The following is a 24,178-nucleotide window of genomic DNA, read 5'->3' on the forward strand; positions in this document are numbered from 1 at the left end:
ATGGAAAGTGACGACGAGCTGATCGCCATCGTGTCGATGGAGTGCCGGCTGCCGCAGGCCGACGGCGTCGACGAGTTCTGGCAGAAGCTGGTGGACGGCGACAGCGCCGTCCGGGACCTCACCGACGAGGAGGTCGCCGCGGCCGGTGTGCCGGAGGGACGGCGGTCGCGCGCCGACTACGTGAAGCGGGCCGGGGTCATCGACGGTCTCGCCGAGTTCGACTCCACGTACTTCGGTTACTCCCCGCGCGAGGCGGACATCCTCGATGTCCAGCAGCGCCTCATGCTCGAGTCGTCGGTGTCGCTCCTGGAGCGCGCCAACATCGATCCGCAGCGCACCCGGCAGCGGATCGGCGTCTTCGCCGGTTCCGGGATGAGCACCTACCTCTTCGGCGCCCTGCGCCGCCGCGACCTGGTCGAGTCGCTCGGCGAGATGGTCATCCGGCACGGCAACGACAAGGACTTCCTCGCGACGCGGACCTCGTACAAGCTGAATCTGCGCGGCCCCAGCGTCAATGTGCAGACCGCGTGCTCCACCGGTCTGGTCGCCGTCCACTCCGCAGTGCAGAGCCTGCTCCTGAACGAGTGCGACGCGGCCATCGCGGGCGCCGTGCACGTGCGGCTGCCGCAGCACGCCGGATACCGGTACCAGGTGGGCGGCGTGCTCTCGCCGGACGGCGTCTGCCGCCCGTTCGACTCCGGGGCCAACGGCACGGTCTTCACCAACGGCATCGGGCTCGTCCTCCTGAAGCGGCTGCGCGACGCGGTGGCCGACGGCGACGAGGTGCACGCCGTGATCGCCGCCTCCGCGGTGAACAACGACGGTGCGGAGAAGGTGAGTTTCACCGCTCCCAGCGTCTCCGGACAGGTCGAGGTGTTGAGCGACGCCCTGCAGATCTCCGGCGCCAAGCAGACGGACATCACGTACATCGAGGCGCACGGCACCGGCACCGCGCTCGGCGACCCCATCGAGATCGAGGCGATCAAGCAGGCGTACGGCCTCGACGGCGCCCCCTGCGGCATCGGCTCGCTCAAGGGCAACTTCGGGCACCTCAACATCGCCGCGGGCATCATCGGCCTGATCAAGGCCGCGCTGGTGCTGAAGCACGGCTACGTGCCGCCGACGGTGAACGTCGACGAGGTCAACCCCGCGCTCGAACTGGACGACTCACGCTACTTCGTCACCACCGAAGGCCTGCCGCTGGACCGCGGGTCCGAGAACTGGGCCGGTGTGAGCGCCTTCGGCATGGGCGGTACGAACGGCCACGTCATCCTCAAGAGCTTCGAGCCGTCGCCCGCCGACGAGTCCGCCGCCGAGGCGCCCACCGACGACGCCGCCGCGGGGCCGAGCATCCTCACCTTCTCGGCACGCTCCGAGGACGCCCTGCGGGGCCAGGCCGCCGCGCTCGCCGACCGCCTCGCCGCGGACCCGGCCGCCTCCCTCGCCGCGTACGCGCACACGCTGCGCGAAGGCAGGACCCTGCACCCCTACCGTGCCTCGCTGGCCGCGGTCGACCGGGCCGAGGCGGTCACCCGGCTGCGGGCCGGGCGCTACCACCGGGGAGCCGAGGCGGGCACGAACGAGATCGCGTTCGTCTTCGCGGGCCAGGGGACCCAGCGCCAGGCGATGGGGGCCGCACTCGCCACGAAGAACGAGCACTTCGCCCGCCGCCTCGCCGAGGCCGTCGACGCCGTGAACGAGCACACGGACTTCGACGTGAACACCTACCTCGGGCCCGAGGGGCCGGTCGACGGCATCGACACCTCGGTGGCGCAGCCGCTCCTGTTCGCCGTCGAGTACGCGCTGGCGACCGCGCTCGTCGACGCGGGCGTACGGCCCCGCTACGTCCTCGGGCACAGCCTCGGGGAGATCGTCGCGGCGACGGTCGCGGGCGTCTTCGACCTCCGGTCGGCGGCGGCGCTCGTCGCCACTCGGGCACGGCTCATGGGCGGTTGCCCGACCGGCTCCATGCTGGCGGTGGACCGCCTCGACGAGTTCAGGGACCTGCTGGACCGCGGAGACCTGGTCGTCGCCGCGACCAACTCCCCCGCGCAGTTCGTGCTGTCCGGCACCCACGAGGCCGTCGACGAGGCGGTCGCGCGGGCCGCGGACGCCGGGGTGCGCCACCAGCGCCTCGCGACGTCGCACGCCTTCCACTCGCCGCTCATGCGGGGCGCCGCGGAGGAGTTCCGCGCGTTCCTGCACACCGTCGAGTTCCGGGCGCCGAGCATCGCGCTGGTCTCCAACATCACCGGCCGCGTCCTCACGGAGTACGAGGCCAGGAGCCCGCACTACTGGGCGGACCACCTGCTGCGCACGGTCGACTTCGCCGAGTCGATGGAGACGTTGCGCGCGGCCGGGGTGCGCAGGTTCATCGAGATCGGTGCCGGCCGGTCGATGAGCAACCTGGTGCGGGCCAACCTCGCCTCCGAGGCCGAGCTGACACCAGAACTGGCTCAGACACTGGGCGAGTTGGAGCACGAGGAGGAGTCGTTCGCGGACGCCGTCGCGCTCGGCTGGGCCGCCGACCCCGAGGTGCCCGTCGAGGAGTACGCGACCGCCGCGCGCATGGTCTCCCTGCCCACGTACGCGTTCGAGCGGCACGTCCACTGGGTGGAGCCGACGCTCGGGTTCGGCTCGGACGACGACGCCGACGCCCCGGTGACCGCGTCGGTGCCGGTGCCCGCGCCTGCCCCCGCCCCCGCGGCATCGGCCGCGGACAGCGGACCCGCCGGCCTCGACGGACCCACGGAAGAGATCCGCGGCATCGTCGCGAAGATCTTCGAGAGCTTCATCGGCGCCCCGGCCGCCGCCCACGAGCGCGAGTTCTTCGAGCTCGGCGGCAACTCGCTCATGGCCATCCAGCTGATCAACAAGCTCCGCGAGACGTTCGAACTGGACTTCTCCGTCCGGGACTTCTACGAGAACAGCTCGGTCTCGGCCACCACGAACGTCATCACGTCACTGCTGCTCGAGGAGCCCGCCCATGTCTGACAGTTCCTTCCTCGAAGCCGGGCAGCTGGCGAGCCTGAAGGCCAAGCTCAGGTCGGGGACCACCGGCGCCCCCGCACCGGGCCCGGCCCCCTCGTCCCTCCCCGACCTCGGCGTCATCTTCTTCTCGGGCCTGAGCGGCGACAGCGACCCCTACGAGCTCCTCCTGGAGGTCTCCCGCTACGTCGACGGCGCCGGGTTCGGCGCCATCTGGACCCCGGAGCGGCACTTCACCGACGCGGGCGGCGCCTATCCCAACCCGGCCGTCCTCGGCGCCGCGCTCGCGATGATCACCGAGAACGTGCGGATCCGGGCGGGCAGCATCAACCTCCCCCTCCACAACGTCCTGCGCGCCGCCGAGGAGTGGGCGCTCGTGGACAACCTCTCCGGCGGGCGCGTGGACCTCGCGGTGGCGCCCGGCTGGCACGCGCGGGACTTCGTACTCGACCCCGACGCGTTCCAGGACCGGGCACAGGTGCTCAACCGCTCGCGGGAGCAGCTCCAGGACCTGTGGCGCGGCAACACCGTCCAGCGCACCGACGCGCTGGGCGAGAGCCACGACATCCTGACGTTCCCGCGGCCCGTACAGCCGGAGCTGCCGGTCTGGCTGACCTCGTCCAAGAGCGAGGACGCCTGGCGGTTCGCGGGCGAGAACGGCTTCAACGTCCTGTCCGCGCTGATCAACTTCGGTCCGCCCGAGCTGAAGAAGCGCATCGACATCTACCGCGAGGCGCGGGCCCGGGTGGGGCTCGACCCCGACGCCGGTGTCGTGTCGCTGATGCTGCACACCTATGTGGGCGCCGACATGGACGAGGCCGTCGAGACGGTCAGGCCCGCCATGATCGAGTATCTGGGCTCCTTCGTCACGCAGCACGCGACCTCCGGCCAGAGCGAGTCGCGCGACAAGTCCGAGACGCTGCGCACCCTCGACCAGGACCGGGCGGAGTTCCTGGAGATGGTCTTCCAGCGGTACGTCACGTCGAGCTCGCTCATCGGCGACGCGAAGCAGGCCCGCGCGACCCTGGAGGGCTTCCACGACATGGGCGTGAACGAGGTGGCCTGCCTCGTCGACTTCGGGCTTTCCAAGGATGAGGTCCTGGCGAGCCTCGCCCGCCTCTCGCCGCTTCTGCAGAACGGAGCCTGACCCGTGAAGACGTACAGCTTCCAGGGCATCGAGCCACGCATCCACCCCAGCGTCTACGCGTTCGACGACGTCGTGGTGATCGGGGACGTCGAGATCGAGGAGGGCGTCAGCCTGTGGCCCGGCGTGACGATCCGCGGGGACAAGGGCGGTGTGCGCATCGGCCGCGGCTCGAACGTCCAGGACCACGCGATGCTCCACTCGGATCCCGGGCAGCCGCTGGTCATCGGGCGTGATGTGACGGTCGCCCACAGCGCGGTGCTGCACGGCTGCTCGGTCGGCGCGGGATCGGTCGTCGGCATCGGCGCGGTGCTGCTCAACGGGGTCTCGGTCGGCGCGAGTTCACGTGTCTCCGCGGGCGTCGTGCTGAGCGCGGGACCCGTCTACCCGGCCCGGAGCCTCATCGCGGGCAACCCCGCGACCGTCCTGATGACGCTGAGCGACAGCGACGTGGCGGTGCTCGACGAGACGGCCGTCGAGTACCGGGAGCTGGCCGAGCAGTACCGCACGGGCCTGCGCCCGCTCGGCCCCCGCACCGAGGCGGCCAACGTCCCCGAGGCGGCCGCCGTTGTCGAGTAGCGCTCTCGCCCGCGGCACCCTCCGCGTGGGGTTCCAGCGGAGCACTCCCCCGTTCTCCTACGCGCCGGGCCCGGCCTTCGAACCCATCGGCTACTCCGTGGACCTGGCTCGCCTCGTCCTCGCGAAGGTCTTCGACGGTACGCGGCAGCCCCCGCCCCTCGAAGCCGTCGAGGTCACCTCCACCACGCGGGAGGGCCTCCTCGCCGAGGGCCGCATCGACATCGAATGCGGGTCGACGACCATCACCGAAGCACGGCTGCGGCGCTGCGCGTTCAGTCGGCCGATCTTCCGGACCTCGCACCGGATCGCCGTGAAGCCGGGCGCGACGGCGGGCACGGGCACCCGGCGCGTGGTCGGCATCCAGGGCTCGACGAGTCAGGCCGCCCTCGAAGGCGCGCCGGATCCGGGCTTCGCCTTCGCCTTCGTCGGTGTGCCGTCCATCGGCGCGGCCTTCGACGCCTTCCTCGACGACCCGCTCGTCGACGCGATGGTCGCGGACGAGGTGATCCTGCGGACCCTGCTGCGCGGCGACCGCGTGCCGGGCGACGTCTCCTTGCTCGACGTGCGGCTCGGCGAGGAGGGCTACGGATTCATGATGCGCAAGGACGACCCGGAGTTCGTCCGTGCCGTCGATGCCGCGCTGGCCGACGTGCTCGCGTCCGACGTGCACCCGAAGCTCCTCGACACGTGGTTCGCCGACGAGCCGCCGATGAGCTCCCCGAACGGAACAGGCACCCATGAAAACCTCTGAGACCACCGCGTCCGCCCTCCAGGACACGTTCAAGGACGTCATGGCCAGCGTGGCCACGCCCGTCTCGATCGTGACGGGTCTGGCCCACAACGGCGCGCCGTGCGGGGCGACCGTCAGCGCCTTCTCCTCGCTCTCGGTCTCCCCGCCGATGATCCTGGTCAGCCTGGACCGGCGCTCGCGCACCCTTGAGGTCATCCGCGAGTCCGGTCGCTTCGGGCTCAACGTGCTCGGCGCCGACCAGGACGACCTGGCGATGTCGTTCGCGTCCAAGGGCGGCGCCGACAAGTTCCGCGGGACGTCCTGGAGCATCGAGCACGGCCTCCCCCGCATCTCGCGGTCGTCGGCGTGGATCGCCTCGACCGTGGCCGACTTCGCGGACGGCGGCGACCACGTCATCGTCCTCGGCCGCGTCGACGCGGCGGAGGCCGCGGCGAGCCGGGCCCCGCTGGTGTACCACCGGCGCAACTTCGGCACCCACCAGCCGTACCACCGCAGCGCCCGAGGAGTACCGGCATGACGCACCGGGTCAGGATCGGGCTGCTCGGCTGCGGCACGGTCGGGGCGGACTTCGCCGAGCTGCTGGTGGAGCGGCGCGCCGCGATCGAGTCCGTCACGGGCCTCTCCCTCGATCTCGTACGCGTCGCGGTGCGCGACGCCCGCAAGCCGCGGCCCCCGGCCCTGGACGCGGAGCTGTTCACCGCCGACGCGCACGACGTGGTGAAGGCCGACGACGTCGACCTCGTGGTGGAGCTGATCGGCGGCACGTCGGCGGCGGGCGAACTGGTCCTCGCGGCGCTGGACGCCGGGAAGCCGGTGGTGACCGCCAACAAGGAGCTCATCGCGAGCGCGGGCCCCGAGCTGTTCGCCGCGGCCGACCGGGCGGGCGTCGACCTCTTCTTCGAGGCGGCCGCGGTGGCCGCGGTCCCCATCCTGCGCCCCATGCGGGAGTCCTTGCTCGCCGAGGACGTGACGCGGGTGGTCGGCATCGTCAACGGCACCACCAACTACGTGCTGACGCGGATGACGGTCGACGGCCTCGGGTTCGACGAGGCGCTGGCGCAGGCGCAGGAGCTCGGCTACGCGGAGCCCGACGCGAGCGCCGACATCGAGGGCGCCGACGCGGCGTCCAAGGTGGCCATCCTCGCCTCGCTGGCCTTCAACCGGTCGGTGGTCGCGGACGACGTCAGCAGGGAGGGCATCGTCGGCCTCGACCGGGAGGACTTCGAGCTGGCCGACCGGTTCGGCTTCGACATCAAGCTCCTCGCCGTGGCCGAACGCTTCGCCGACGGCGGGGCGGTGGGCGCCCAGGTCTTCCCCGCGCTGATCGCGCGCGACCATCCGCTGGCCAGTGTCCGGGACAGCTTCAACGCGGTGTTCCTCACCACCTCCGCCGCCGGTGAGCTCATGTTCTACGGGCACGGCGCGGGCCCGCGGCCGTCCGCCTCGGCGATCCTCGGTGACGTCACCGGCGCCGCGGACCAGCTGGTGCGTGGCACGCACCGCCGCGTCCCGGTCGGCCCGCCCGCGGTCATGCGGCCGACGCGGGACCTGGTGCACTCCTACTACGTCCGCGCCGACGTCGACGAGGCGCCGGGCGTCCTGTCCGAGGTGACGGGGGTGTTCGCCCGGCACGGCGTGTCCATCCGCACGGTGGACCAGCACGGCTCGGAGTCGCGGGCCCGCATCGTGTTCATCACGTTCCCCGCGCCCGAACACGCGCTGCACGGCGCGCTGGACGAGCTGCGCGGCCTCGGCCGGGTGCGGGGAGTGGGCCGGGTGCTGCGCATCCACACATAACGCCTCACCACACCCCACGACAGCGACAGATACCGAACCACACGGAGTGCCACCCATGTCCCAGCCGATTCAGCTCGTCATCCAGATCACCACGCAGCCGGGCCGCGGCAAGGAGCAGACCGACGCCTACGAGCGCCTCGCGCCGCTCGTGCGCGCCGAGGACGGCTGCCTGCAGTACGACCTGCACCAGGTGACCGGCGACCCCGACCGCTTCGTCCTCATCGAGCGGTGGGCGTCGCAGGAGGCGCTCGACGCGCACGACGCCACGCCGCACATGGTCGAGGCCGACGCGGCGAGCCCGGCGTTCCGCGCGGGCCCCGCCGTGGTCGTACGCCTCGATGCGGAGCCCCTGGCCTGACGCACGCCCCTGACACATGCGTATGCCCTGCCCCCTCGGACGAGGGGGCAGGGCATACGCATGTCTGCCGACTACTTGACGGAGCCCGCCGTGAGCCCCGACACCACGTGCCGTTCGATGAACGCGAACAGCACGATGACCGGGACGATCGCGACCACGGACGCGGCGAAGAGGTAGTTCCACTGCACCGTGTAGTTGCCGATGAAGTTGTTGATGCCGACCGTCAGCGGCTGCTTGTCCGGCTGGGTGGTCAGGGTCAGGCCCATCACGAACTCGTTCCAGGACGTGATGAAGGTGAAGATCACGGCCGTCACGACGCCGGGCAGCGCGAGCGGCAGCGTCACCTTGATCATGGCGCCGAAGCGGCTGGTGCCGTCCACCATGGCGGCCTCCTCCAGCTCGGGCGGGATCGAGCTGATGTAGGCCGTCAGGATCCACACCGCGAAGGCGAGGTTGAACGCCGCGTTGGTGAGGATCAGCGTCCAGACCGAGTTGAGCATGTCCAGCTGGTGGAACTCGCGGTACAGGCCGACCAGGAGCGCCGTGGGCTGGAACATCTGGGTGACCAGGACCAGGAGCAGGAAGAGCTTGCGGCCGCGGAAGCGCATGCGGGCCGTGTAGTACGCGGCGGGCAGCGAGACGAGCAGGACCAGCAGGGTGGCGCCGCCCGCGACGAGCAGCGTCACCTGGAGGTTCTGGCCGAGCTCGGACTCCTTCCAGACGTCGATGAAGTTCGCCCACTCCAGGTTCTTGGGCAGGTACGTGCGGTCCCGCAGCTCTTCCTTGGGGCGGAGCGCGGTGACGATCATCTCCAGGTACGGCGCGAGGAAGATCGCGGCCAGGAGCCACGCGCAGGCCGTGATGACCAGGGTGCGGGGCCGGAAGGTGCGGTTGGCCTTCTTGGGGCCGTCGTCCTTCCGGGGCGCGGGGCGGGTCGCCGTCGCGGTGGCCATCAGTCCTCCTCGTTCCACCGGCTGACCTTCAGGAAGATCAGCACGAGCACCACGACCATCAGGAAGTTGACGACCGACATGGCCGCGGACTCACCGATGTCGGTCTCCTTCAGCTTGTACATGAACACCATCGACGTGGAGGTGTCGTAGCCCGGACCGCCCTGGGTCATGGCCCAGATGATCGGGAAGGAGTTGAAGACGTTGATGAGGTTGATGACCACGCCGACGAGGAAGGCGGGCCGCAGCATCGGCAGCGTGATGTGCCGGTAGGTCTGCCAGGGGCTCGCGCCGTCGATGCGGGAGGCTTCGTAGACGTCCTGCGGGATGGTCTGCAGCCCGGCCAGGAGCGTGTACGTGGTGAAGGGGAGCGACACGAAGACGGCCACGCCCATCATCCACGGCCAGGCGGTCTCCGCCTTGCCCAGCCAGTCCTTGGAGCTGTCGATGAGCCCCAGGTCCAGCATCAGCGTATTGAGGACGCCCGCGGTCTGGTTGAGCATCCATTTGAAGCCGATGGCGGTCATCAGGACGGATGCGGCCCAGGGGGCGATGAGCGCCCAGCGGACGTAGCGGCGGCCGGGGAACTTCTGGTTGAACAGCTGGGCGAGGGCCAGCGAGAGCAGCATCGTCACGGTGACGACGACGACGGTCCACACCACCGTCCAGGTCAGGACGGCCCCGAAGTCGCTCTCCTCGAAGAGCTTCTTGAACTTGTCGGTCCCGGCGCTGCCACGCACCTTGCCGGAGATGGAGATGTTGAGGAACGAGGTGCGGACCAGCTCGACGACGGGCCAGACGACCACGGCGAGGATCAGCAGGATGACGGGCGCTATCCAGGGCAGCGGGCCGAGCCGGGCCAGACCGCTGCGGCGGCTCACCGGCCTGGGTGCGCGCCCGCCCCGCCCCCGGCCGGTCTCGGCCGGGGGCGAAGGGGCTTTGAGCGACACGAAGACTCCCTTGCTTGCCTACTCGCTTACTTGGCGTCGGCCGCGGCCGACTCCGCCTTCTTCTGGAGGTCGCCGAGGATCTGCTTCGGGTCGTCGGAGACGGCCTTGCCGCCGGTCTTCTTCATCTCGGCGGAGACGACGTCCCACGAGGTGTCGCCCAGCGGGTAGAACTTGGCGTTCGGCAGCACCTGGAAGAAGGGCTCCAGGTCCTTGTGCTTGCCGCTGTCGGTCATCTGCTTCAGGGCGTCCTTGGTGACCGGCATGAGGTTGTACATCTCGTCGAACTTCAGCATCTTCTTGGAGTACGTGAAGTCCAGGAACTTCTTCACGCCCGCCTTCTCCGCGCCGCCGTCCTTGAACGCCATCATCCAGTCGGCGACACCGAGGGTGCTGTCGAGCGGGCCGGTCTTGCCGGGGATGGGCACGACTCCGTAGTCGACCTTGCCCTCCTTGGCCATCTGGATCAGGCTCGGGTGGCCGTTGAGCATGCCGACCTTGCCCGCCGCGAAGTCCGCGAAGGCGGTCTTGCGGTCCGTGGAGGCCGGGTTGGGGTAGGTCAGGCCGGGCTTGACCAGGTTGGTCTTGAGCCACTCGAAGGTCTCGACGTTCTTGGCGCTGTCGAGGGTGTACTTGCCGTCGGCGTCGGTGTAGCCGCCGCCGTTGCCGAGCTCCCACATCATCGACTCGCCCTGGGTCTCCTCGGGGCCGAGCGGCAGGGCGTAAGGGGTGTCGGCGGCCTTCTTGGCCTTGATCTTCTTCGCGGCGGCGGCGAGTTCGTCCCACGTCTTCGGCGGGTTCTTGACGCCGGCCTTCTTGAAGACGGCCTTGTTGTAGAACATCACGCGGCTGGAGGAGACCCACGGAATGCCGTACTCGGTGCCGTCGACCTCGCCGGCCTTGGCGAAGGACGGGATGAGGTTGTCGCGGGTCTCGCGCGAGAGGACCTCGTCCGCCTTGTACAGCAGGTCGTCGGCGACCTTGTCCGCATAGCCGCCGGTCTGCAGCAGATCGGGCTCGTTGCCCGCCTGGATCATGTTCTTGACGGACTTGTCGATCTCGTTCCAGTTGATGACCTGGACGTCGACCTTGTAGCCCTTGTTGGCCGCCTCGAATTCCTTCTTGACCTCGTTCCAGTACACCTTGGAGGCGTTGGAGGCCTTGTCGCCGTAGTCGGCGGCGACGAGCTTGATGGTCTTGCTGTCCCCGCTGTCACTGTCACCGCTGCAGGCGGTAAGTCCCAGAGCCATGGCGAGCGTTGCCGCACCGGTGGCGACTATTCGATTCCTCATGCTGATTCAACCCTTCGACATCGGTGTCGACTTGAGCGCGTCCAGTCCGCACCCCTCGGCTCCGTGGCGCCGACACTACTCACGGCCCGATTCGCCTCGACAGGCCTAGACCACTTTCGTAGCCAACCTGAAATACCCTGCTCCACCTGGTCACTTGATGGCTCCCGCGGTCAGACCGGCCTGTACCTGTCGCTGGAAGACGGCATAGACGACGAGCACCGGAAGCATGGCGATCGTCAGGCCCGCGAAGAGTGCTCCCCAGTCGCCCCGGTAGCCCTGCGAGACGGCCAGCGAGGCGAGTCCCTGCGGCAGTACGTAGCTCTGCTCGTCCTCGTTGTTGAGCAGCAGCGGGAGCAGGTACTGGTTCCACTGGCCGAGGAAGTTGAAGATCCCGATGCTGACGAGGCCGGGCTTGGCCATCGGCAGCATGATCTGGAAGAACGTGCGGGTGTGCGAGGCCCCGTCGACCATCGCCGCCTCCTGCACGCCGGTCGGCAGCGTGCGGAAGAAGGAGGTCAGGAAGAAGGTGGTGAAGGGCAGGGAGTACGCGATGTACGCGATCATCAGGCCGGGCCGGGTGTCGAGGAGCCCGAAGTTCTCCATGACCGCGAACAGCGGCACCAGGGCGAGGATGACCGGGAACATCATGCCGCCCGCGAACAGCATGAAGATGAAGCGGTTGCCGGGGAAGGTGAAGCGGGCGATGACGTAGGCCGCCATCGAGCCGAGCAGCATGGTGCCGGTCAGGGAACCCGCGAGGATGATCAGCGAGTTGAGCGTGTACTGACCGATGTTCGCCTTGTTCCACGCGTTGGAGAAGTTCTCCCAGTGGAAGGAGGCGGGCCAGCCCATCGGGTCGCTGAGGATCTCGGCCGAGGGGCGGAACGCGGTGAGGGCGACCCAGATCAGGGGCCCGGCGGCGAGGATCACCCACAGGATGAGGAAGGCGTGCGAGAAGACGTTGAGGGCGCCGCCCGTCTCCTTCTCGCGGCGGGGCGCGGAGGTGGTCTTCGGCTGAGGAGCGGTGGTGGTGGTCGTGGTCATGATGCAGTGACTCCCGCGGTCTCAGTATTCGATCCGGTCGCGGTTCCCGACCCGCATGACGATCAGGGAGAACGCCATGCTCAGGACGAGAAGGACGACGCCGATGGAGGTGGCGTAGCCGTACTGGCCGTCCCGGAAGCGTTCGTAGAGGAAGACCGGGGTCACCTTCAGGACGTGCGGCGGCACCATGACCAGGCAGATCGCGAAGGTGTCGAGCGCCTGGATGCCCATGTAGATCCAGCCGGTGCGCACCGTGTCCCAGATCAGCGGAAGGGTCACGTTGAAGAAGGTGCGGGCGCGGCCCGCGCCGTCGAGGAGCGCGGCCTCGTAGATGTCCTTGGGGATGGCGCCCATCGCCGCGGAGAACAACACCACGTAGAAGCCGATGAAGCTCCAGCTGATCACGGTGATCAAGGAGATGAGGCCGAGGGTCTGGTCGCCGCCGAGCCAGGCGGGTCCGTCGACGCCGACCTTGCCCAGACCGCCGTTGATCAGGCCGCTGTTGGTGTTGAAGACCCGGCCCCACACCACGGCGATGATGGCGACCGACAGGACCTGCGGGAAGAAGTAGACGACCTTGTAGACGGACGATCCCGCGACGCCCGCGATGGCCCGCCCTCTGCGGTGCCGTCCGCCCGAGGTGATCATGTAGGCGAAGAACATGCCGAGGACGAGGGTGATGGCCGGGGCGATGACCAGCAGCAGCGTGCTGATCTTCAGGGAGTCCCAGAAGCGGTCGTCGTTCCACATCTTCTGGTAGTTGTCGAACCCGACGAAGTTCGCGACGGGGCCGCCGGACCAGTCGGTGAACGAGTAGTAGATCGCCTGGAGGAAGGGCGAGATCACGAACAGCGCGTAGAACGCGAGCGGCACGGCCAGGAAGCCCACGATGAAGCGGTACTTGTCGAGCGTGCGGTAGCGCCGGTCGTAGCGGACTCGCTCGGGGGTGAAGCGTGGTGGCAGCAGCACCGCCAGGACGAACAGCGGCAGGGACGGTGGGCCCGGTGGGGGCTTGCGTTCGGTCTGCTTCTTCGGAGGTGGCGTCTTGTCCACCCGGGTGTCGGTCTTCACGCTGATCAGCCCCGCCCGCTCTTTCCCATGCCTACACGTGCTCGGTTACGTGCCGGGGTCCGGGACCGGTGACGGCCCCGGACCGACTGGTCAGGCCTTCTTGATCTTGGTGATGTCCGGGTCCTGCATGATCCGGTCGGAGGCCTTCTGCATGGTGTCCATCGCCTGCTTGGGCCCGATCTGGCCCTGCATGAACTTGTGGATCATGTTGTTGAAGTCCTCGCGGAACAGCTCGTTGTACCAGTCCATGAACTGGGGGATGACGATGTTCTCGCCGGCCGCCTTGATCGCCGCCTGGGCGCTCGCCGCGCCCGAGGGCAGCTGCTGGCCGTCGATGGCGCCCTTGACGACGGGCATCGAGCCGATCTCCTTGAAGAGATTGAGCGCGGCTTCCTTGCTGTACATCATCCGCAGCCACTCCAGGCCGCCCTGCCGGTTCTTGGCCTTCGCCGGGACGATGAAGGGCTCACCGGCCGGGGAGTAGAGCGTGCCGAACGGCATCTTGTCGCCGGAGTCGAGCGACGGGGTCGCGCCGACCTGCATCGCGAAGTCCTTCGGCGTGGTGTCCTTGGCCTCGTTCTCCACCCAGGAGCCGTTGGGCACGAAGAGGCACTTGCCTTCCTTCGTCCACGCGGTCTGCATCTCGGTGTGCGCCTCGGTGCCGTCGAAGCCGGTCAGCACGTACTTCTTGGCGACCAGCTCCTCCCAGGCCTCGAAGACCTCCTTGACCGCCTCGTGCTTCCAGGCGTTGGGCTCCAGGTAGTCCATCGCCGTGGTGACGTCGCGGCCGCCGCGCTGGGCGAACATCGCGTACATGCTGAAGAACATGTAGCGCGGGTGGCCGCCCGGGTAGCTCCAGCCGTGGATGCCCTTGGCCTTGGCCTTCTTGCAGACGGCGAGCATCTCGTCCCAGGTCTTGGGATAAGCGGAGTCGAGCCCGTCCTCAAGGAGCTTCTTGGAGTACCAGTTGCCGTACACGGTCAGCGCGATGTTGAGCTGGTAGCACTCCTTGCCGCCGAAGCGGCCCATCTGCTCGACGACCGGTACGAGGGTCTCGCGCACGGTGACGTTCGGGTCGTCCCACGAAGGCGCGTCGAGCACCTCGCTGAGGTCGGCGACCTGCTTGTTGTGCACCAGCTTGCCGGGGTTCATCTGGTCGGCGCCGGAGTTGTTGACGACGTCGGCGGTGGGCTTGCCGCGGACGATCTTCGGCTGGACCTGGGTGGCGATCTTCTCGGTGGGCTTCTGCTCGGGATCGGCCTTGGGGTACTTCTTGTCGTACATGTCCGTGACGAACTGGGCGTACTTGTCGCCGTACCCGCCGTTGAAGATGTAGACGGTGAGTCCGGCATCCTCCGCCACGCCGAGCGGATTCTTCTTGGTCTTGTCGCCCTTTTCGGCCTTGTTCTCCTCGCCGCCGCCGCTGGCGCACGAGGTGAGTGCCCCCACGGCAGGCACCGCGAGCAGCCCCGCGGCCGCGGCCCTCTTCATGACATCACGACGGTTGACGCTGGTGGATCCCATGCTCAAGTCCTCGCCTTCTCCAGGACTCAGGCGGTGAACCGGACCCTCCCCGGCACCGCGGTGGTGTGAAGCTGGGCTCGTGCGCCGGGTTCTCTGACGGGAAAAGGCAGTTGACGTTCGACGCCCCCGCCCCAAAACCCCCGGGCCTGCGGCCGGTCGGACGGCCGGGCAGACGCGGACAGGTATAGTCCACTCGCGGCCGGGTGGGCAAGATCGAATACGACTTTGGACTGCAGCCTTTTCCGAGTTGAGACCTGCGACGATCCCCGGTCGGGGCCGGTGATGATCCCCGTCCGAACCTCTCGCACATCACCGCCGGAACCCGTGGACTTTCGCGCCGGTTTCCATGGACTTTCCCTCGCGCCACCCATGTGGCCGGACACGGAGCCGCCCCGCGCCCCGCACCCTCCCGTCCGAAACCGGACCGTCCCCTTCACGCCAACCCGTCGCGATCCCGTGTCCCCCGACAGGAGCGGGCCCGGCGATCACCTGACAAAAGCGGTGCGGAGGATGTCGGGTGACCGGGACCGGTGTCGCCGCACGATGGGCGCATGGACGACACGACCTTGGTATCCCGCTTCCTCCGCGACGGCTTCGTGAAGCTGACGGGCGCCGTCGCGCCGCGCGTGGCCGCGGACTGCGCGCGGCTGCTGTGGCGGGAGACGGGCTGCGACCCGGACGACCCGTCGACGTGGACGCGGCCCGTGCACTGGGTGCCCGGCATGGCGCAGGGACCGTTCGCCGCCGCGCCGAACTCCCCGGCGCTGCACCGCGCGTACGACCTGCTCGTCGGCGCGGGCCGCTGGGAGCCGCGCTACTCGCTGGGCACGTTCCCGTTGCGCTTCCCCCACGAGGAGGAGCCGGACGACGCGGGCTGGCACGTCGAGGGGAGCTATCTGCCGGAGGGCGAGAGCTGGTACTTCACCGATCTGCGCTCCCGGGGCCGGGCGCTGCTGATGCTGTTCCTGTTCAGCGAGGTCAGCGAGGAGGACTCCCCGACCCGGATCCGGGTCGGCTCCCACCTCGACGTGCCGAAGGTGCTGGAGAGGTACGGGGAGGACGGAGCGAGCGGACTGACCCTCGCGCCCGATCTGGTGGCCGCGTCCGACCACCGGCCGCTCGCCCTCGCCACCGGGTCCCCGGGCGATGTCTTCCTGTGCCATCCGTTCCTGGTGCACGCGGCCCAGCCGCACCACGGGGCGCGCCCGCGCTTCATGGCCCAGCCGCCCCTGCTCCCGGCCGCGCCGTACGAACTGGAGCGGGCCGACGGCGCGTACTCTCCGGTCGAGATCGCGATCCGCCGGGGCCTGGGGCTCCGCTGACGGATCTCCACGGGGCCGGGACACCCCGGCCCCGCACCGGCCCCGCCCCTCCCCTACACCATCCCGACCCCCGTCAACAGCCTTGACACCACTCGCCACTTGCCTCCCTACTAGACCTTGCGCAGCGATCGTGACAACGTTGTCCAACCCGCAAGGAGGGGCTCGGGGATGCCGCACTCGGTACGCCAACCGGCACGTAATACGGCACGCAGACCTCGTTTCAGACACCACCGTCCGCCCGGTCGAGGGCCCCGTTCCGCCGTGGCCGCGGGGACGTTGGCGATCGCGCTCGTCGTGGCGGCACAGGGGGCCGCCGTCGCCGAGCCCGACCGGCCGCCCCGCACGGACCGGGAGTTCTCCTCGTCCTTCGAGGACGGCCAGGCCCTGCCGGACTGGCTGAACACCGTCGAGACCGGGGCCGACGGCAAGAAGAAGTCCGCCGGGGTGAACGGCGAGTTCGGCTCCGGGCTGCCCGGCAGCGTGAACGACCACGTCACCGAGGTCCGGGCCAGCGGTGAGAACGCCGGGTCCGGCGAGGTCGCGGCGAACCTCGTCGACGGCGAGGCGACCAGCAAATGGCTGACGTTCGCGAAGGACGGCTGGGTCGAGTTCGACCTCGACGAGCCCGCCGAGGTCGTGACGTACGCACTGACCTCGGCCAACGACCACGCCGAGCGCGACCCGAAGGACTGGGCCCTCAAGGGCTCGACGGACGGCAAGGACTGGAAGGTCCTCGACGAGCGGAAGGGGGAGACCTTCGACGGGCGCCACAAGACGAAGACGTACGACTTCGCCAAGCCGGAAGACGCCAAGGCCTACTCCCACTTCCGTCTCGACGTCACCGCCAACAACGGCGCGTCCGACGCCCTGCAACTCGCCGACGTGCAGCTGTCCGTCGGCGGCACCGAGGCCCCCGCGCCCGAGGACATGCTGAGCCTCGTGGACCGCGGCCCGAGCGGCTCCCCCACCGCCAAGTCCGGTGCCGGGTTCACCGGGAAGCGCGCGCTGCGCTACGCGGGCAGCCACAAGGCGGACGGCCGCGGCTACTCGTACAACAAGGTCTTCGACGTCAATGTGAAGGTCGGGAAGGACACCGAGCTCGGGTACCGCGTCTTTCCCTCGATGGCCGAGGGCGACCTCGACTACGCCGCCACGAACGTCTCCGTGGACCTCGCCTTCACCGACGGCACGTACCTGAGTGAGCTGAAGGCCGTCGACCAGCACGGGTTCCCGCTGACCCCGCAGGGGCAGGGCGACTCCAAGGTTCTGTACGTGAACCAGTGGAACAACGTCGACTCCCGCATCGGGCAGGTCGCGCGCGGCAAGACCGTCGACCGCGTCCTCATCGCGTACGACTCCCCCAAGGGCCCGGCGAAGTTCCGCGGCTGGCTCGACGACGTGTCACTGAAGGAGAAGGCCCCGGCGAAGCCGAAGGCGCACCTCTCCGACTACGCCGACACGCGGCGCGGCACCAACTCCAGCGGCGGCTTCTCGCGCGGCAACAACTTCCCCGCCACCGCGGTCCCGCACGGCTTCAACTTCTGGACGCCGGTGACCAACGCGGGCTCCCTGAGCTGGCTGTACGACTACGCGCGCGGCAACAACGCCGACAACCTGCCGACGATGCAGGCGTTCAGCGCGAGCCACGAGCCGAGCCCGTGGATGGGCGACCGGCAGACGTTCCAGCTGATGCCGTCCGTCGACAAGGACACCCCGAGCGCGTCCCGCACCAAGCGGGCGCTGCCGTTCCGGCACGAGAAGGAGACGGCGCGCCCGCACTACTACGGCGTGACGTTCGAGAACGGCCTCAAGACCGAGATGGCGCCGACCGACCACGCCGCGATGATGAGGTTCACCTATCCCGGTGACGACGCGAGCGTCATCTTCGACAACGTCTCGGAGAAGGGCGGCCTGACCCTCGACAAGGAGAAGGGCATCGTCTCCGGCTACTCGGACGTCAAGTCCGGTCTGTCGGCCGGCGCCACGCGCCTCTTCGTCTACGGCACCTTCGACTCCCCCGTCACCGCGGGCGGCAAGCTGGAGGGCGGCGGTGGCGGCGACGTGACGGGCTATCTGCGCTTCGAGCCCGGCAAGGACCGTACCGTCAACCTGCGCCTCGCCACGTCCCTCATCAGCCTGGACCAGGCGAAGGCGAACCTCGCCGACGAGATACCGGCGGGCACCTCCTTCGACCGCGTCAAGGACCGCGCGCAGAAGCAGTGGGACGACATCCTCGGCAAGGTGGAGGTCGAGGGCGCGAGCGAGGGTCAGCGCACATCGCTCTACTCCAGCCTCTACCGCCTCTACCTGTACCCCAACTCCGGCTTCGAGAAGGTCGGGGCGAAGGGCGGCAAGGCGACGTACAAGTACGCCTCCCCGTTCTCGCCGCAGACCGGGCCCGACACCCCGACCCACACCGGCGCGAAGATCGTCGAGGGCAAGCCGTACGTCAACAACGGCTTCTGGGACACGTATCGCACGACGTGGCCCGCCTACTCCCTCCTCTCCCCGAAGAAGGCGGGTGAGCTGGTCGACGGCTTCGTGCAGCACTACAAGGACGGCGGCTGGACCTCGCGCTGGTCGTCGCCCGGCGCGGCGGACCTGATGACGGGCACGTCGTCCGACGTGGCGTTCGCCGACGCGTACACCAAGGGCGTGAAGTTCGACGCGGAGGCCGCGTACGACGCCGCGCTGAAGAACGCGACCGTGGTCCCGCCCACTTCGGGCGTCGGCCGCAAGGGCATGAAGACGTCGCCGTTCCTCGGCTACACGCCCAGCGAGACGCACGAGGGCCTGTCGTGGGCCCTGGAGGGCTACCTCAACGACTACGGCATCTCCCGCATGGGAGCGGCCCTCTACAAGAAGACGGGCAAGAAGCACTACAAGGAGGAGTCCGAGTACTTCCTCAACCGTGCCCGCGACTACGTGAACCTCTTCGACGGCAAGGCGGCGGGCGCAGGCACCGACCCCGGCTTCTTCCAGGGCAAGGACACCAAGGGCGTCTGGCGGGTGCCTTCGGAGAAGTTCGACCCGCGCGTGTGGGGCCACGACTACACCGAGACCAACGCCTGGGGTTACGCGTTCACCGCGCCGCAGGACTCGCGCGGTCTGGCGAACCTGTACGGCGGCCGCAAGGGTCTCGGCGACAAGCTCGACACGTACTTCGCCACTCCGGAGACCGGCTCCGCCGAGTTCGCGGGCTCCTACGGAGGCGTCATCCACGAGATGACGGAGGCGCGTGACGTACGCATGGGGATGTACGGCCACTCCAACCAGGTCGCCCACCACGCCGCGTACATGTACGACGCGGCCGGGCAGCCGTGGAAGACGCAGGAGAAGGTCCGCGAGGTCCTCTCCCGCCTCTACACCGGCAGCGAGATCGGCCAGGGCTACCACGGCGACGAGGACAACGGCGAGCAGTCCGGCTGGTACCTCTTCTCCTCGCTCGGCTTCTACCCCCTGGTCATGGGCAGCGGTGAGTACGCCATCGGGTCGCCGCAGTTCACGAAGATGACCCTGCACCTCGACAACGGCCGCGACCTGGTCGTGAAGGCGCCGAAGAACAGCGCGAAGAACGTGTACGTGCAGGGCCTGAAGGTCAACGGCAAGGCGTGGAGGTCGACCGCGCTCCCGCACGACGTCGTCGCCCGCGGCGGAGTCATCGACTTCGACATGGGCCCGAAGCCGTCGGCCTGGGGCAGCGGCAAGAACGCCCAGCCCGCGTCGATCACCAAGGACGACAAGGTCCCGTCGCCGCGGAAGGACGCCCTGAAGGGCGAGGGCAAGCTCTTCGACGACTCGTCGGCGACCGAGGCCACGTCGGACTCGGCGGTCGAGCTGCCGGTCGGCAAGGAGACGAAGGCGGTGCAGTACACGCTGACGTCGCCCGCCGACAAGGCGAAGGCGCCGCGCGACTGGGTGCTGCAGGGCTCCTCGGACGGCACCGAGTGGAAGGACCTGGACAAGCGCTCGGGCGAATCCTTCGCCTGGGACCAGCAGACCCGGGCCTTCACGATCGCCCGCCCGGGGACGTACGGGCACTACCGGCTGGTGCCGAAGGGCGGCGGCGGTGCGGTGACGCTCGCGGAGGTGGAGCTGCTCGGCTGATCGCAGTTGGGGCTCGTCCGCCGCGCCTGTCCTCGGGCAGGTGCGGCGGACGAGCCGCCCACCTCGGGAAACACCCCCGTATCCTCATCCCATGCCCGATCACTCCCCCTTGGTCCAGAGCCTGCGCACAGCCGTCGCGGGCGCGCCCGACGACGTGCCCCTGCGGCTGCACCTGGCGGAACTCCTCGTGGCGGGCGGGCATCACGACGAGGCGGTGGCCGAGGTCGCCGTGGCCCTGCAGCACGCGCCGGGCGACCCGCAGGCGCGGGAGCTGATGGCTCGGGCGATGGGGGCGCCGCCGCAGGCGCCCGCGGCGCCGGAACAGGCGCCCCAGGCGCCGCCCACCGGCTTCAACTGGCAGGCCGCCGAGGACCAGGTCGGCGACGTCGTCCCGCCCCGCTTCGTGGAGACCCCACAGGCTCCGCATGCCCCGGAGGCCCCGCAAGCTGCCGACGGCAGCGGCGACTCCGGCGACGCCGACGCCTGGGAGGTCGAGGCGCCCGACGGCGTGCGGCTCGCCGACGTCGGCGGCATGCAGGACGTCAAGGACCGCCTGGAGGCCGCGTTCCTCGCACCGCTGCGCAACCCCGAGCTGCGCAAGCTGTACGGGAAAAGCCTGCGCGGCGGCCTCCTGCTCTACGGCCCGCCCGGCTGCGGCAAGACCTTCATCGCGCGTGCCGTCGCGGGCGAACTCGGCGCCAACTTCCTCTCCATATCCATCAACGACGTGCTCGACATGTGGATGGGCAACTCCGAGCGCAACATGCACGAGGTCTTCGAGACGGCCCGCCGTCAGGCCCCCTGCGTGCTGTTCCTCGACGAGCTGGACGCGCTGGGCGCCAAACGCAGCCGTACCGCGCACAGCGGCATGCGCAACACCGTCAACCAGCTCCTCACCGAGCTCGACGGCATCGACGCGGGCGCCAACGAGGGCGTGTTCGTGCTGGCGGCCACCAACGTCCCCTGGGACGTGGACAACGCGCTGCGCCGCCCCGGCCGCCTCGACCGCACCATCCTGGTCCTGCCGCCCGACGCCCCCGCCCGCGAGGCGATCCTCCGCTACCACCTCAGGGAGCGCCCCGTCGCGGGCATCGACCTGCGCAAGCTGGCGAAGGCCACCGACGGCCTGTCCGGCGCCGACCTCGCCCACCTCTGCGAGGCCGCCGCCGAGCGCGCGCTCCTCGACTCCGCCCGCACCGGCACGGTCCGCATGATCGGCATGAAGGACCTGCTGGACGCGGCCGCCACGATCCCGCCCTCCAGCGACCCGTGGTTCGCCTCCGCCCGCAACGTGGCGATGTTCGCCAACGAAGGCGGCATGTACGACGACCTGGTCACCTACCTCAAGAAGAAGCGGAAGCTGTGAGCACTGGCACTGTGCACCCCGCCGTGGAGCGGGCCGACGGGCTCATCGAGCTCAAGCGGTACGACGAGGCCGAGGCCCTGCTGGGGCAGCGGCTCGCCGAGGACCCCGACGACATCCGCGCCTGGTCGAAGCTGGCGCTCTGCCGCGTACGGGCCGGGCAGCACGAGAAGGCCCTGGAGGCCACGGACCGGGCCCTCGCGCTCGACCCCGAGGACATCGGCGGCCTCATGATGCGCGCGCACGCCCTGCGCGGCATGGGCGGCACCCGCTGGCACGAGTCCGAGGGCGTGCTCCGCGAGGCGATCCGCCTCGCCCCCGAGTACTGGTACGCGTACGCGTTCCTCGCCGACGTCGTGTGGCGCATCCGCCTCGTCCGCATCGGGCAGGCGGGCGGCGGCACGATCACCGCGGAACAGATGGAAGCACCCCTGCGCGAGGCGGGCGACCTCGCGATGGAGGCGTTGCGCCTCGGCCCCGAAGAGGTCTACGCGCACGAAGTCGCCTGGCAGATAGCCGACCTGGCGAGCAACAGCACGGTCGCCGACCAGCTCGACCACGCCATCCTCCGGCTCGACNNCGGACGCGCTGGCCGCCGCCCCGGACTCCCGGACCATGCAGCGGGGCCTCGACGACGCCTCGTACCGCATGCTGCGCGGCATCCGCTGGCTCGCCCTCCTCTGCCTCGCCCTCACCGCCGCGGGCCTCGACGTCTTCGTCACCGAGGGCGAGACCCCGCGCGACCTGCCCGTCTCACTCGGCCAGCGGCTCTGGTTCCTCGTCCCGATGGCCGCGATCTGGGCCGTGGGCGCCCTGCTCCGGTACCGGCGCCTGCGCGCGGGCATCCAGATCAACCTGCGGTCCGTGGTCCGCCGCCGCAAGTGGCCCCGGATCGTCCTCGCCCAGGCCGCGTGGGCCATGCTGTGCGCGCTGCTCCTCGCGGAGATCCCGTGGTCGGAACGGACCGTGCCCCAGGCGCTGTTCTGGGCGGGTCTCGTCCCGACCCTCGCGACGATCTGGTTCGACCGCAAGAAGACGGTCTGACGCGAGGTGGTGTACCGCGAGGCGGTGTGACGCGAGCACGAACTCGCACCACACCGCCTTGCCGGGGTCCCGCTCCGTGACCCCCCACTTGTCGGCCAGCGCCGCGACGAGCAGGAGCCCCCGCCCTGACTCGTCGCCCGCGCGCTCGTCCAGGTCGAGCCGCGGCCGCCCGCCGCCGCTGTCGTGCACGGTCACGCGAATCACGTCGCCCGCATGGTGCACGTACAGCCGGAACCCGCGCCCTGGCGGGACGCCGTGCAGCAGGGCGTTGGTCGCCAGCTCGCTGACGCAGAGCGTGATGTCGTCCGCGCGCTCGCCCTCGATCCCCCAGTCGGTGAGGGCCGCGGCCGCGAAGGCGCGGGCCGCGGGGACGGACTGGCGTTCCCGCCGGTAGAAACTTTCTCGGTTCACGTGACGAGAGTCACTCTCCGTGGCCATGATGAAGCAGTGCGTGATCCCGTACGGCTGGTTTGTACGGGTCCGCTGTGTGAAGGCACGGCTTCTGGTGGGGAGTTGGACCGTATGAGCAGCCCAAAGCGACGATCACGCAGGAACGCGTCGGCCATGCGGATGGTGGGTGCGCTGCTTGCCGTCCACCGCGAGGCGGCGGGGTACACCCAGCGGTCGCTGGCCCAGCAGTTCCTGGTCAGCGAGGAGCTGATCGCCTCCGTCGAGCAGGGGCGGCGGCCGCTGAAGATGGACTTGGCGGTCCAGTTGGACGACTTCCTCGGCACGAAGCGGACGTTGCAGACCGCGGTGGACAACATGCCGGAGGTGGATCTCGTCCCGAGGTGGGCGGAGGAGTATCTGGATTGCGAGCGGGAGGCGATCGCCATCTCGTGGTACGAGAGCTTGCTGGTGCCGGGTCTGCTCCAGACCGAGGCGTACGCGCGGGCAGTTTTCCGTAGCCGCGTCCCGGTGTACGACGAGGACGAGATCGAGCAGCTCGTCGCCGCCCGGATCGAGCGCCGCGACATCCTGCACCGCAAGCAGCCGCCTATGGCCAGCTTCATGGTCTGGGAGGCGGCGCTGCGGGACAAGTTGGGCGGAGAGCAGGTGTACGCCGAGCAGTTGCGCCACATCCGGGAATACGCGGAACTGCCGGGTCTTGCGGTGCAGATCCTGCCGCTGGGCCGCACCACCCACGCAGGACTCGAAGGCCCATTCATCCTGCTCGAAACACCAGAGCACCAGCGGCTCGCCTACTCCGAAACCCAGCGCGGAAGTCACTTGATCGCCGATCCGGACGAGGTGGCGATCCTGACCCAGAAGTATGCGATGCTGCGAACACAGGCCCTCAACGCGGAGGACACCCGGGACCTGTTGGACCGACTGCTAGGAGAACAATGAGCGGCAGCACCGCGCTTGAGTGGTTCAAGTCCAGCTACANNTCCACATCCGCGACTCCAAGAACCCGGACGGCCCCCACTTCACCGTCGCCCCGGACGCCTGGACCGCCTTCCTGACGCTCCCCCGGGCCCGCGCCTAGCGTCACGTGCGCTACTACCTCTACGTCTCCGGCGCCAAGCTGGACATGCTGTACGAGCAGATCCCACCGAAGCTCCTGAAGCGGATCGCCGTCGAAGCGAAGGTCGACCTCAAGGTGCTCAGCGTGGCCCTGCAGTCGCCGCGTCCGGACACCACCACGTACGACAAGCTGGACATCGTCGAGGCGTACCTGGAGCGGGAGTTCGACGTCAGCTGGATGACGGAGCCGAGACCCTGGTTCCGGGGTGATCTGGAGCTGCGGATCGCCGGGTACGGGTCCCCCGCCGGGCCGACGTTCATGACGGGCCGCGACGGCGACACCGTGGTCGCGCTGATCGGGTCGGCGCACCATCTGCTCGGGCAGCGGACCGCACCCGACACGATCCAGGCGTCCCACTCGATGCTGCCG

General features: G+C 69.4%; 20 protein-coding genes and 1 pseudogene. 14 read left to right on the plus strand and 7 right to left on the minus strand.

Going from position 1 to position 24,178, the window contains the following annotated elements:
- Genes AOK03_RS10220 through AOK03_RS10250 form a run of 7 tightly spaced genes read left to right on the plus strand, consistent with a single transcriptional unit; the run spans window position 1 to window position 7,617 of the window.
- Window positions 1-2,994, plus strand: a complete 2,994-nt coding sequence (locus AOK03_RS10220) for a type I polyketide synthase (protein ID WP_055564859.1) — start codon at window positions 1-3, stop codon at window positions 2,992-2,994.
- Window positions 2,987-4,135: a MupA/Atu3671 family FMN-dependent luciferase-like monooxygenase gene (locus tag AOK03_RS10225; protein WP_055564860.1), complete on the plus strand. Its 1,149-nt coding sequence runs from the start codon at window positions 2,987-2,989 to the stop codon at window positions 4,133-4,135. The genes AOK03_RS10220 and AOK03_RS10225 overlap by 8 nt, the downstream gene beginning before the upstream one ends.
- Before the next feature lie 3 nt (window positions 4,136-4,138).
- Window positions 4,139-4,711 (plus strand): gamma carbonic anhydrase family protein, encoded by a 573-nt coding sequence (locus tag AOK03_RS10230; protein ID WP_055564861.1) that lies wholly within the window; start codon window positions 4,139-4,141, stop codon window positions 4,709-4,711.
- Window positions 4,701-5,462: a transporter substrate-binding domain-containing protein gene (locus AOK03_RS10235; RefSeq protein ID WP_079074607.1), complete on the plus strand. Its 762-nt coding sequence runs from the start codon at window positions 4,701-4,703 to the stop codon at window positions 5,460-5,462. Before AOK03_RS10230 ends, AOK03_RS10235 begins: the two co-directional genes overlap by 11 nt.
- Window positions 5,449-5,979, plus strand: a complete 531-nt coding sequence (locus tag AOK03_RS10240; protein ID WP_055564863.1) for a flavin reductase family protein — start codon at window positions 5,449-5,451, stop codon at window positions 5,977-5,979. Before AOK03_RS10235 ends, AOK03_RS10240 begins: the two co-directional genes overlap by 14 nt.
- Window positions 5,976-7,259, plus strand: a complete 1,284-nt coding sequence (locus AOK03_RS10245) for a homoserine dehydrogenase (RefSeq protein ID WP_055564864.1) — start codon at window positions 5,976-5,978, stop codon at window positions 7,257-7,259. The genes AOK03_RS10240 and AOK03_RS10245 overlap by 4 nt, the downstream gene beginning before the upstream one ends.
- 55 nt (window positions 7,260-7,314) lie before the next feature.
- Complete coding sequence (locus AOK03_RS10250; RefSeq protein WP_055564865.1) at window positions 7,315-7,617, plus strand: putative quinol monooxygenase; 303 nt, start codon at window positions 7,315-7,317, stop codon at window positions 7,615-7,617.
- A 71-nt stretch (window positions 7,618-7,688) separates the two neighbouring features.
- On the opposite strand, the gene AOK03_RS10255 is transcribed toward AOK03_RS10250, so the two are convergent.
- The 6 genes from AOK03_RS10255 to ngcE form a co-directional block, all read right to left on the minus strand.
- Window positions 7,689-8,570 (minus strand): carbohydrate ABC transporter permease, encoded by an 882-nt coding sequence (locus tag AOK03_RS10255; RefSeq protein ID WP_055564866.1) that lies wholly within the window; start codon window positions 8,568-8,570, stop codon window positions 7,689-7,691.
- Window positions 8,570-9,517 (minus strand): carbohydrate ABC transporter permease, encoded by a 948-nt coding sequence (locus AOK03_RS10260; RefSeq protein WP_055564867.1) that lies wholly within the window; start codon window positions 9,515-9,517, stop codon window positions 8,570-8,572. Before AOK03_RS10260 ends, AOK03_RS10255 begins: the two co-directional genes overlap by 1 nt.
- Window positions 9,518-9,543: 26 nt before the next feature.
- Window positions 9,544-10,806, minus strand: a complete 1,263-nt coding sequence (locus tag AOK03_RS10265) for an extracellular solute-binding protein (RefSeq protein ID WP_244177550.1) — start codon at window positions 10,804-10,806, stop codon at window positions 9,544-9,546.
- Between the two features lie 150 nt (window positions 10,807-10,956).
- The gene (locus AOK03_RS10270) at window positions 10,957-11,850 is read right to left on the minus strand and encodes a carbohydrate ABC transporter permease (protein WP_055564869.1); all 894 of its coding nucleotides are present in this window, start codon (window positions 11,848-11,850) and stop codon (window positions 10,957-10,959) included.
- Between the two features lie 21 nt (window positions 11,851-11,871).
- A complete protein-coding gene (locus AOK03_RS10275) occupies window positions 11,872-12,813 on the minus strand; it encodes a carbohydrate ABC transporter permease (protein ID WP_055564877.1) in 942 nt (313 codons plus the stop codon).
- A 198-nt stretch (window positions 12,814-13,011) separates the two neighbouring features.
- A complete protein-coding gene (gene ngcE, locus AOK03_RS10280) occupies window positions 13,012-14,445 on the minus strand; it encodes an N-acetylglucosamine/diacetylchitobiose ABC transporter substrate-binding protein (protein WP_055564870.1) in 1,434 nt (477 codons plus the stop codon).
- A 551-nt stretch (window positions 14,446-14,996) separates the two neighbouring features.
- Here ngcE and AOK03_RS10285 point away from each other — a divergent pair.
- The 4 genes from AOK03_RS10285 to AOK03_RS43915 form a co-directional block, all read left to right on the plus strand.
- The gene (locus tag AOK03_RS10285; RefSeq protein WP_055564871.1) at window positions 14,997-15,767 is read left to right on the plus strand and encodes a phytanoyl-CoA dioxygenase family protein; all 771 of its coding nucleotides are present in this window, start codon (window positions 14,997-14,999) and stop codon (window positions 15,765-15,767) included.
- Window positions 15,768-15,935: 168 nt separating this feature from the next.
- On the plus strand, window positions 15,936-19,874 hold the full coding sequence (locus AOK03_RS10290) for a GH92 family glycosyl hydrolase (RefSeq protein ID WP_079074608.1): 3,939 nt from the start codon (window positions 15,936-15,938) through the stop codon (window positions 19,872-19,874).
- Between the two features lie 91 nt (window positions 19,875-19,965).
- A complete protein-coding gene (locus AOK03_RS10295) occupies window positions 19,966-21,240 on the plus strand; it encodes a tetratricopeptide repeat protein (protein WP_055564872.1) in 1,275 nt (424 codons plus the stop codon).
- Window positions 21,237-21,815 (plus strand): tetratricopeptide repeat protein (locus tag AOK03_RS43915; RefSeq protein ID WP_244177551.1); only part of this gene is annotated, 579 nt, incomplete at its 3' end. The genes AOK03_RS10295 and AOK03_RS43915, both read left to right, overlap by 4 nt.
- Window positions 21,816-22,320: 505 nt before the next feature.
- Here the strand turns inward: AOK03_RS43915 and AOK03_RS40725 are convergent.
- Window positions 22,321-22,719, minus strand: a pseudogene (locus AOK03_RS40725) (ATP-binding protein); the annotation flags it as partial.
- Between the two features lie 126 nt (window positions 22,720-22,845).
- On the opposite strand from AOK03_RS40725, the gene AOK03_RS10305 reads away from it, so the two are divergent.
- The 3 genes from AOK03_RS10305 to AOK03_RS10310 form a co-directional block, all read left to right on the plus strand.
- The gene (locus AOK03_RS10305) at window positions 22,846-23,631 is read left to right on the plus strand and encodes a helix-turn-helix domain-containing protein (RefSeq protein ID WP_244177552.1); all 786 of its coding nucleotides are present in this window, start codon (window positions 22,846-22,848) and stop codon (window positions 23,629-23,631) included.
- Window positions 23,632-23,677: 46 nt separating this feature from the next.
- Window positions 23,678-23,770 (plus strand): DUF397 domain-containing protein, encoded by a 93-nt coding sequence (locus AOK03_RS40730; protein WP_244177554.1) that lies wholly within the window; start codon window positions 23,678-23,680, stop codon window positions 23,768-23,770.
- A gap of 6 nt (window positions 23,771-23,776) precedes the next feature.
- A partial coding sequence (locus AOK03_RS10310) for a DUF7019 family protein (RefSeq protein ID WP_279616316.1) occupies window positions 23,777-24,178 on the plus strand: 402 nt, incomplete at its 3' end.

This window comes from Streptomyces atriruber (assembly GCF_001418325.1).
In the GTDB taxonomy this organism is placed as follows: Bacteria; Actinomycetota; Actinomycetes; order Streptomycetales; family Streptomycetaceae; genus Streptomyces; species Streptomyces atriruber.

Excerpts from the sequence above, each read along its gene's own strand:
- AOK03_RS10285 (WP_055564871.1), top strand. The coding sequence starts at position 14,997 with ATGGACGACACGACCTTGGTATCCCGCTTCCTCCGCGACGGCTTCGTG.
- AOK03_RS10265 (WP_244177550.1), bottom strand. The coding sequence starts at position 10,806 with ATGAGGAATCGAATAGTCGCCACCGGTGCGGCAACGCTCGCCATGGCT.
- AOK03_RS10250 (WP_055564865.1), top strand. The coding sequence starts at position 7,315 with ATGTCCCAGCCGATTCAGCTCGTCATCCAGATCACCACGCAGCCGGGC.
- AOK03_RS10270 (WP_055564869.1), bottom strand. The coding sequence starts at position 11,850 with ATGACCACGACCACCACCACCGCTCCTCAGCCGAAGACCACCTCCGCG.
- AOK03_RS10305 (WP_244177552.1), top strand. The coding sequence starts at position 22,846 with ATGCGGATGGTGGGTGCGCTGCTTGCCGTCCACCGCGAGGCGGCGGGG.
- AOK03_RS10290 (WP_079074608.1), top strand. The coding sequence starts at position 15,936 with ATGCCGCACTCGGTACGCCAACCGGCACGTAATACGGCACGCAGACCT.
- AOK03_RS10240 (WP_055564863.1), top strand. The coding sequence starts at position 5,449 with ATGAAAACCTCTGAGACCACCGCGTCCGCCCTCCAGGACACGTTCAAG.
- ngcE (WP_055564870.1), bottom strand. The coding sequence starts at position 14,445 with ATGGGATCCACCAGCGTCAACCGTCGTGATGTCATGAAGAGGGCCGCG.
- AOK03_RS10295 (WP_055564872.1), top strand. The coding sequence starts at position 19,966 with ATGCCCGATCACTCCCCCTTGGTCCAGAGCCTGCGCACAGCCGTCGCG.
- AOK03_RS10225 (WP_055564860.1), top strand. The coding sequence starts at position 2,987 with ATGTCTGACAGTTCCTTCCTCGAAGCCGGGCAGCTGGCGAGCCTGAAG.
- AOK03_RS10255 (WP_055564866.1), bottom strand. The coding sequence starts at position 8,570 with ATGGCCACCGCGACGGCGACCCGCCCCGCGCCCCGGAAGGACGACGGC.
- AOK03_RS10220 (WP_055564859.1), top strand. The coding sequence starts at position 1 with ATGGAAAGTGACGACGAGCTGATCGCCATCGTGTCGATGGAGTGCCGG.
- AOK03_RS10245 (WP_055564864.1), top strand. The coding sequence starts at position 5,976 with ATGACGCACCGGGTCAGGATCGGGCTGCTCGGCTGCGGCACGGTCGGG.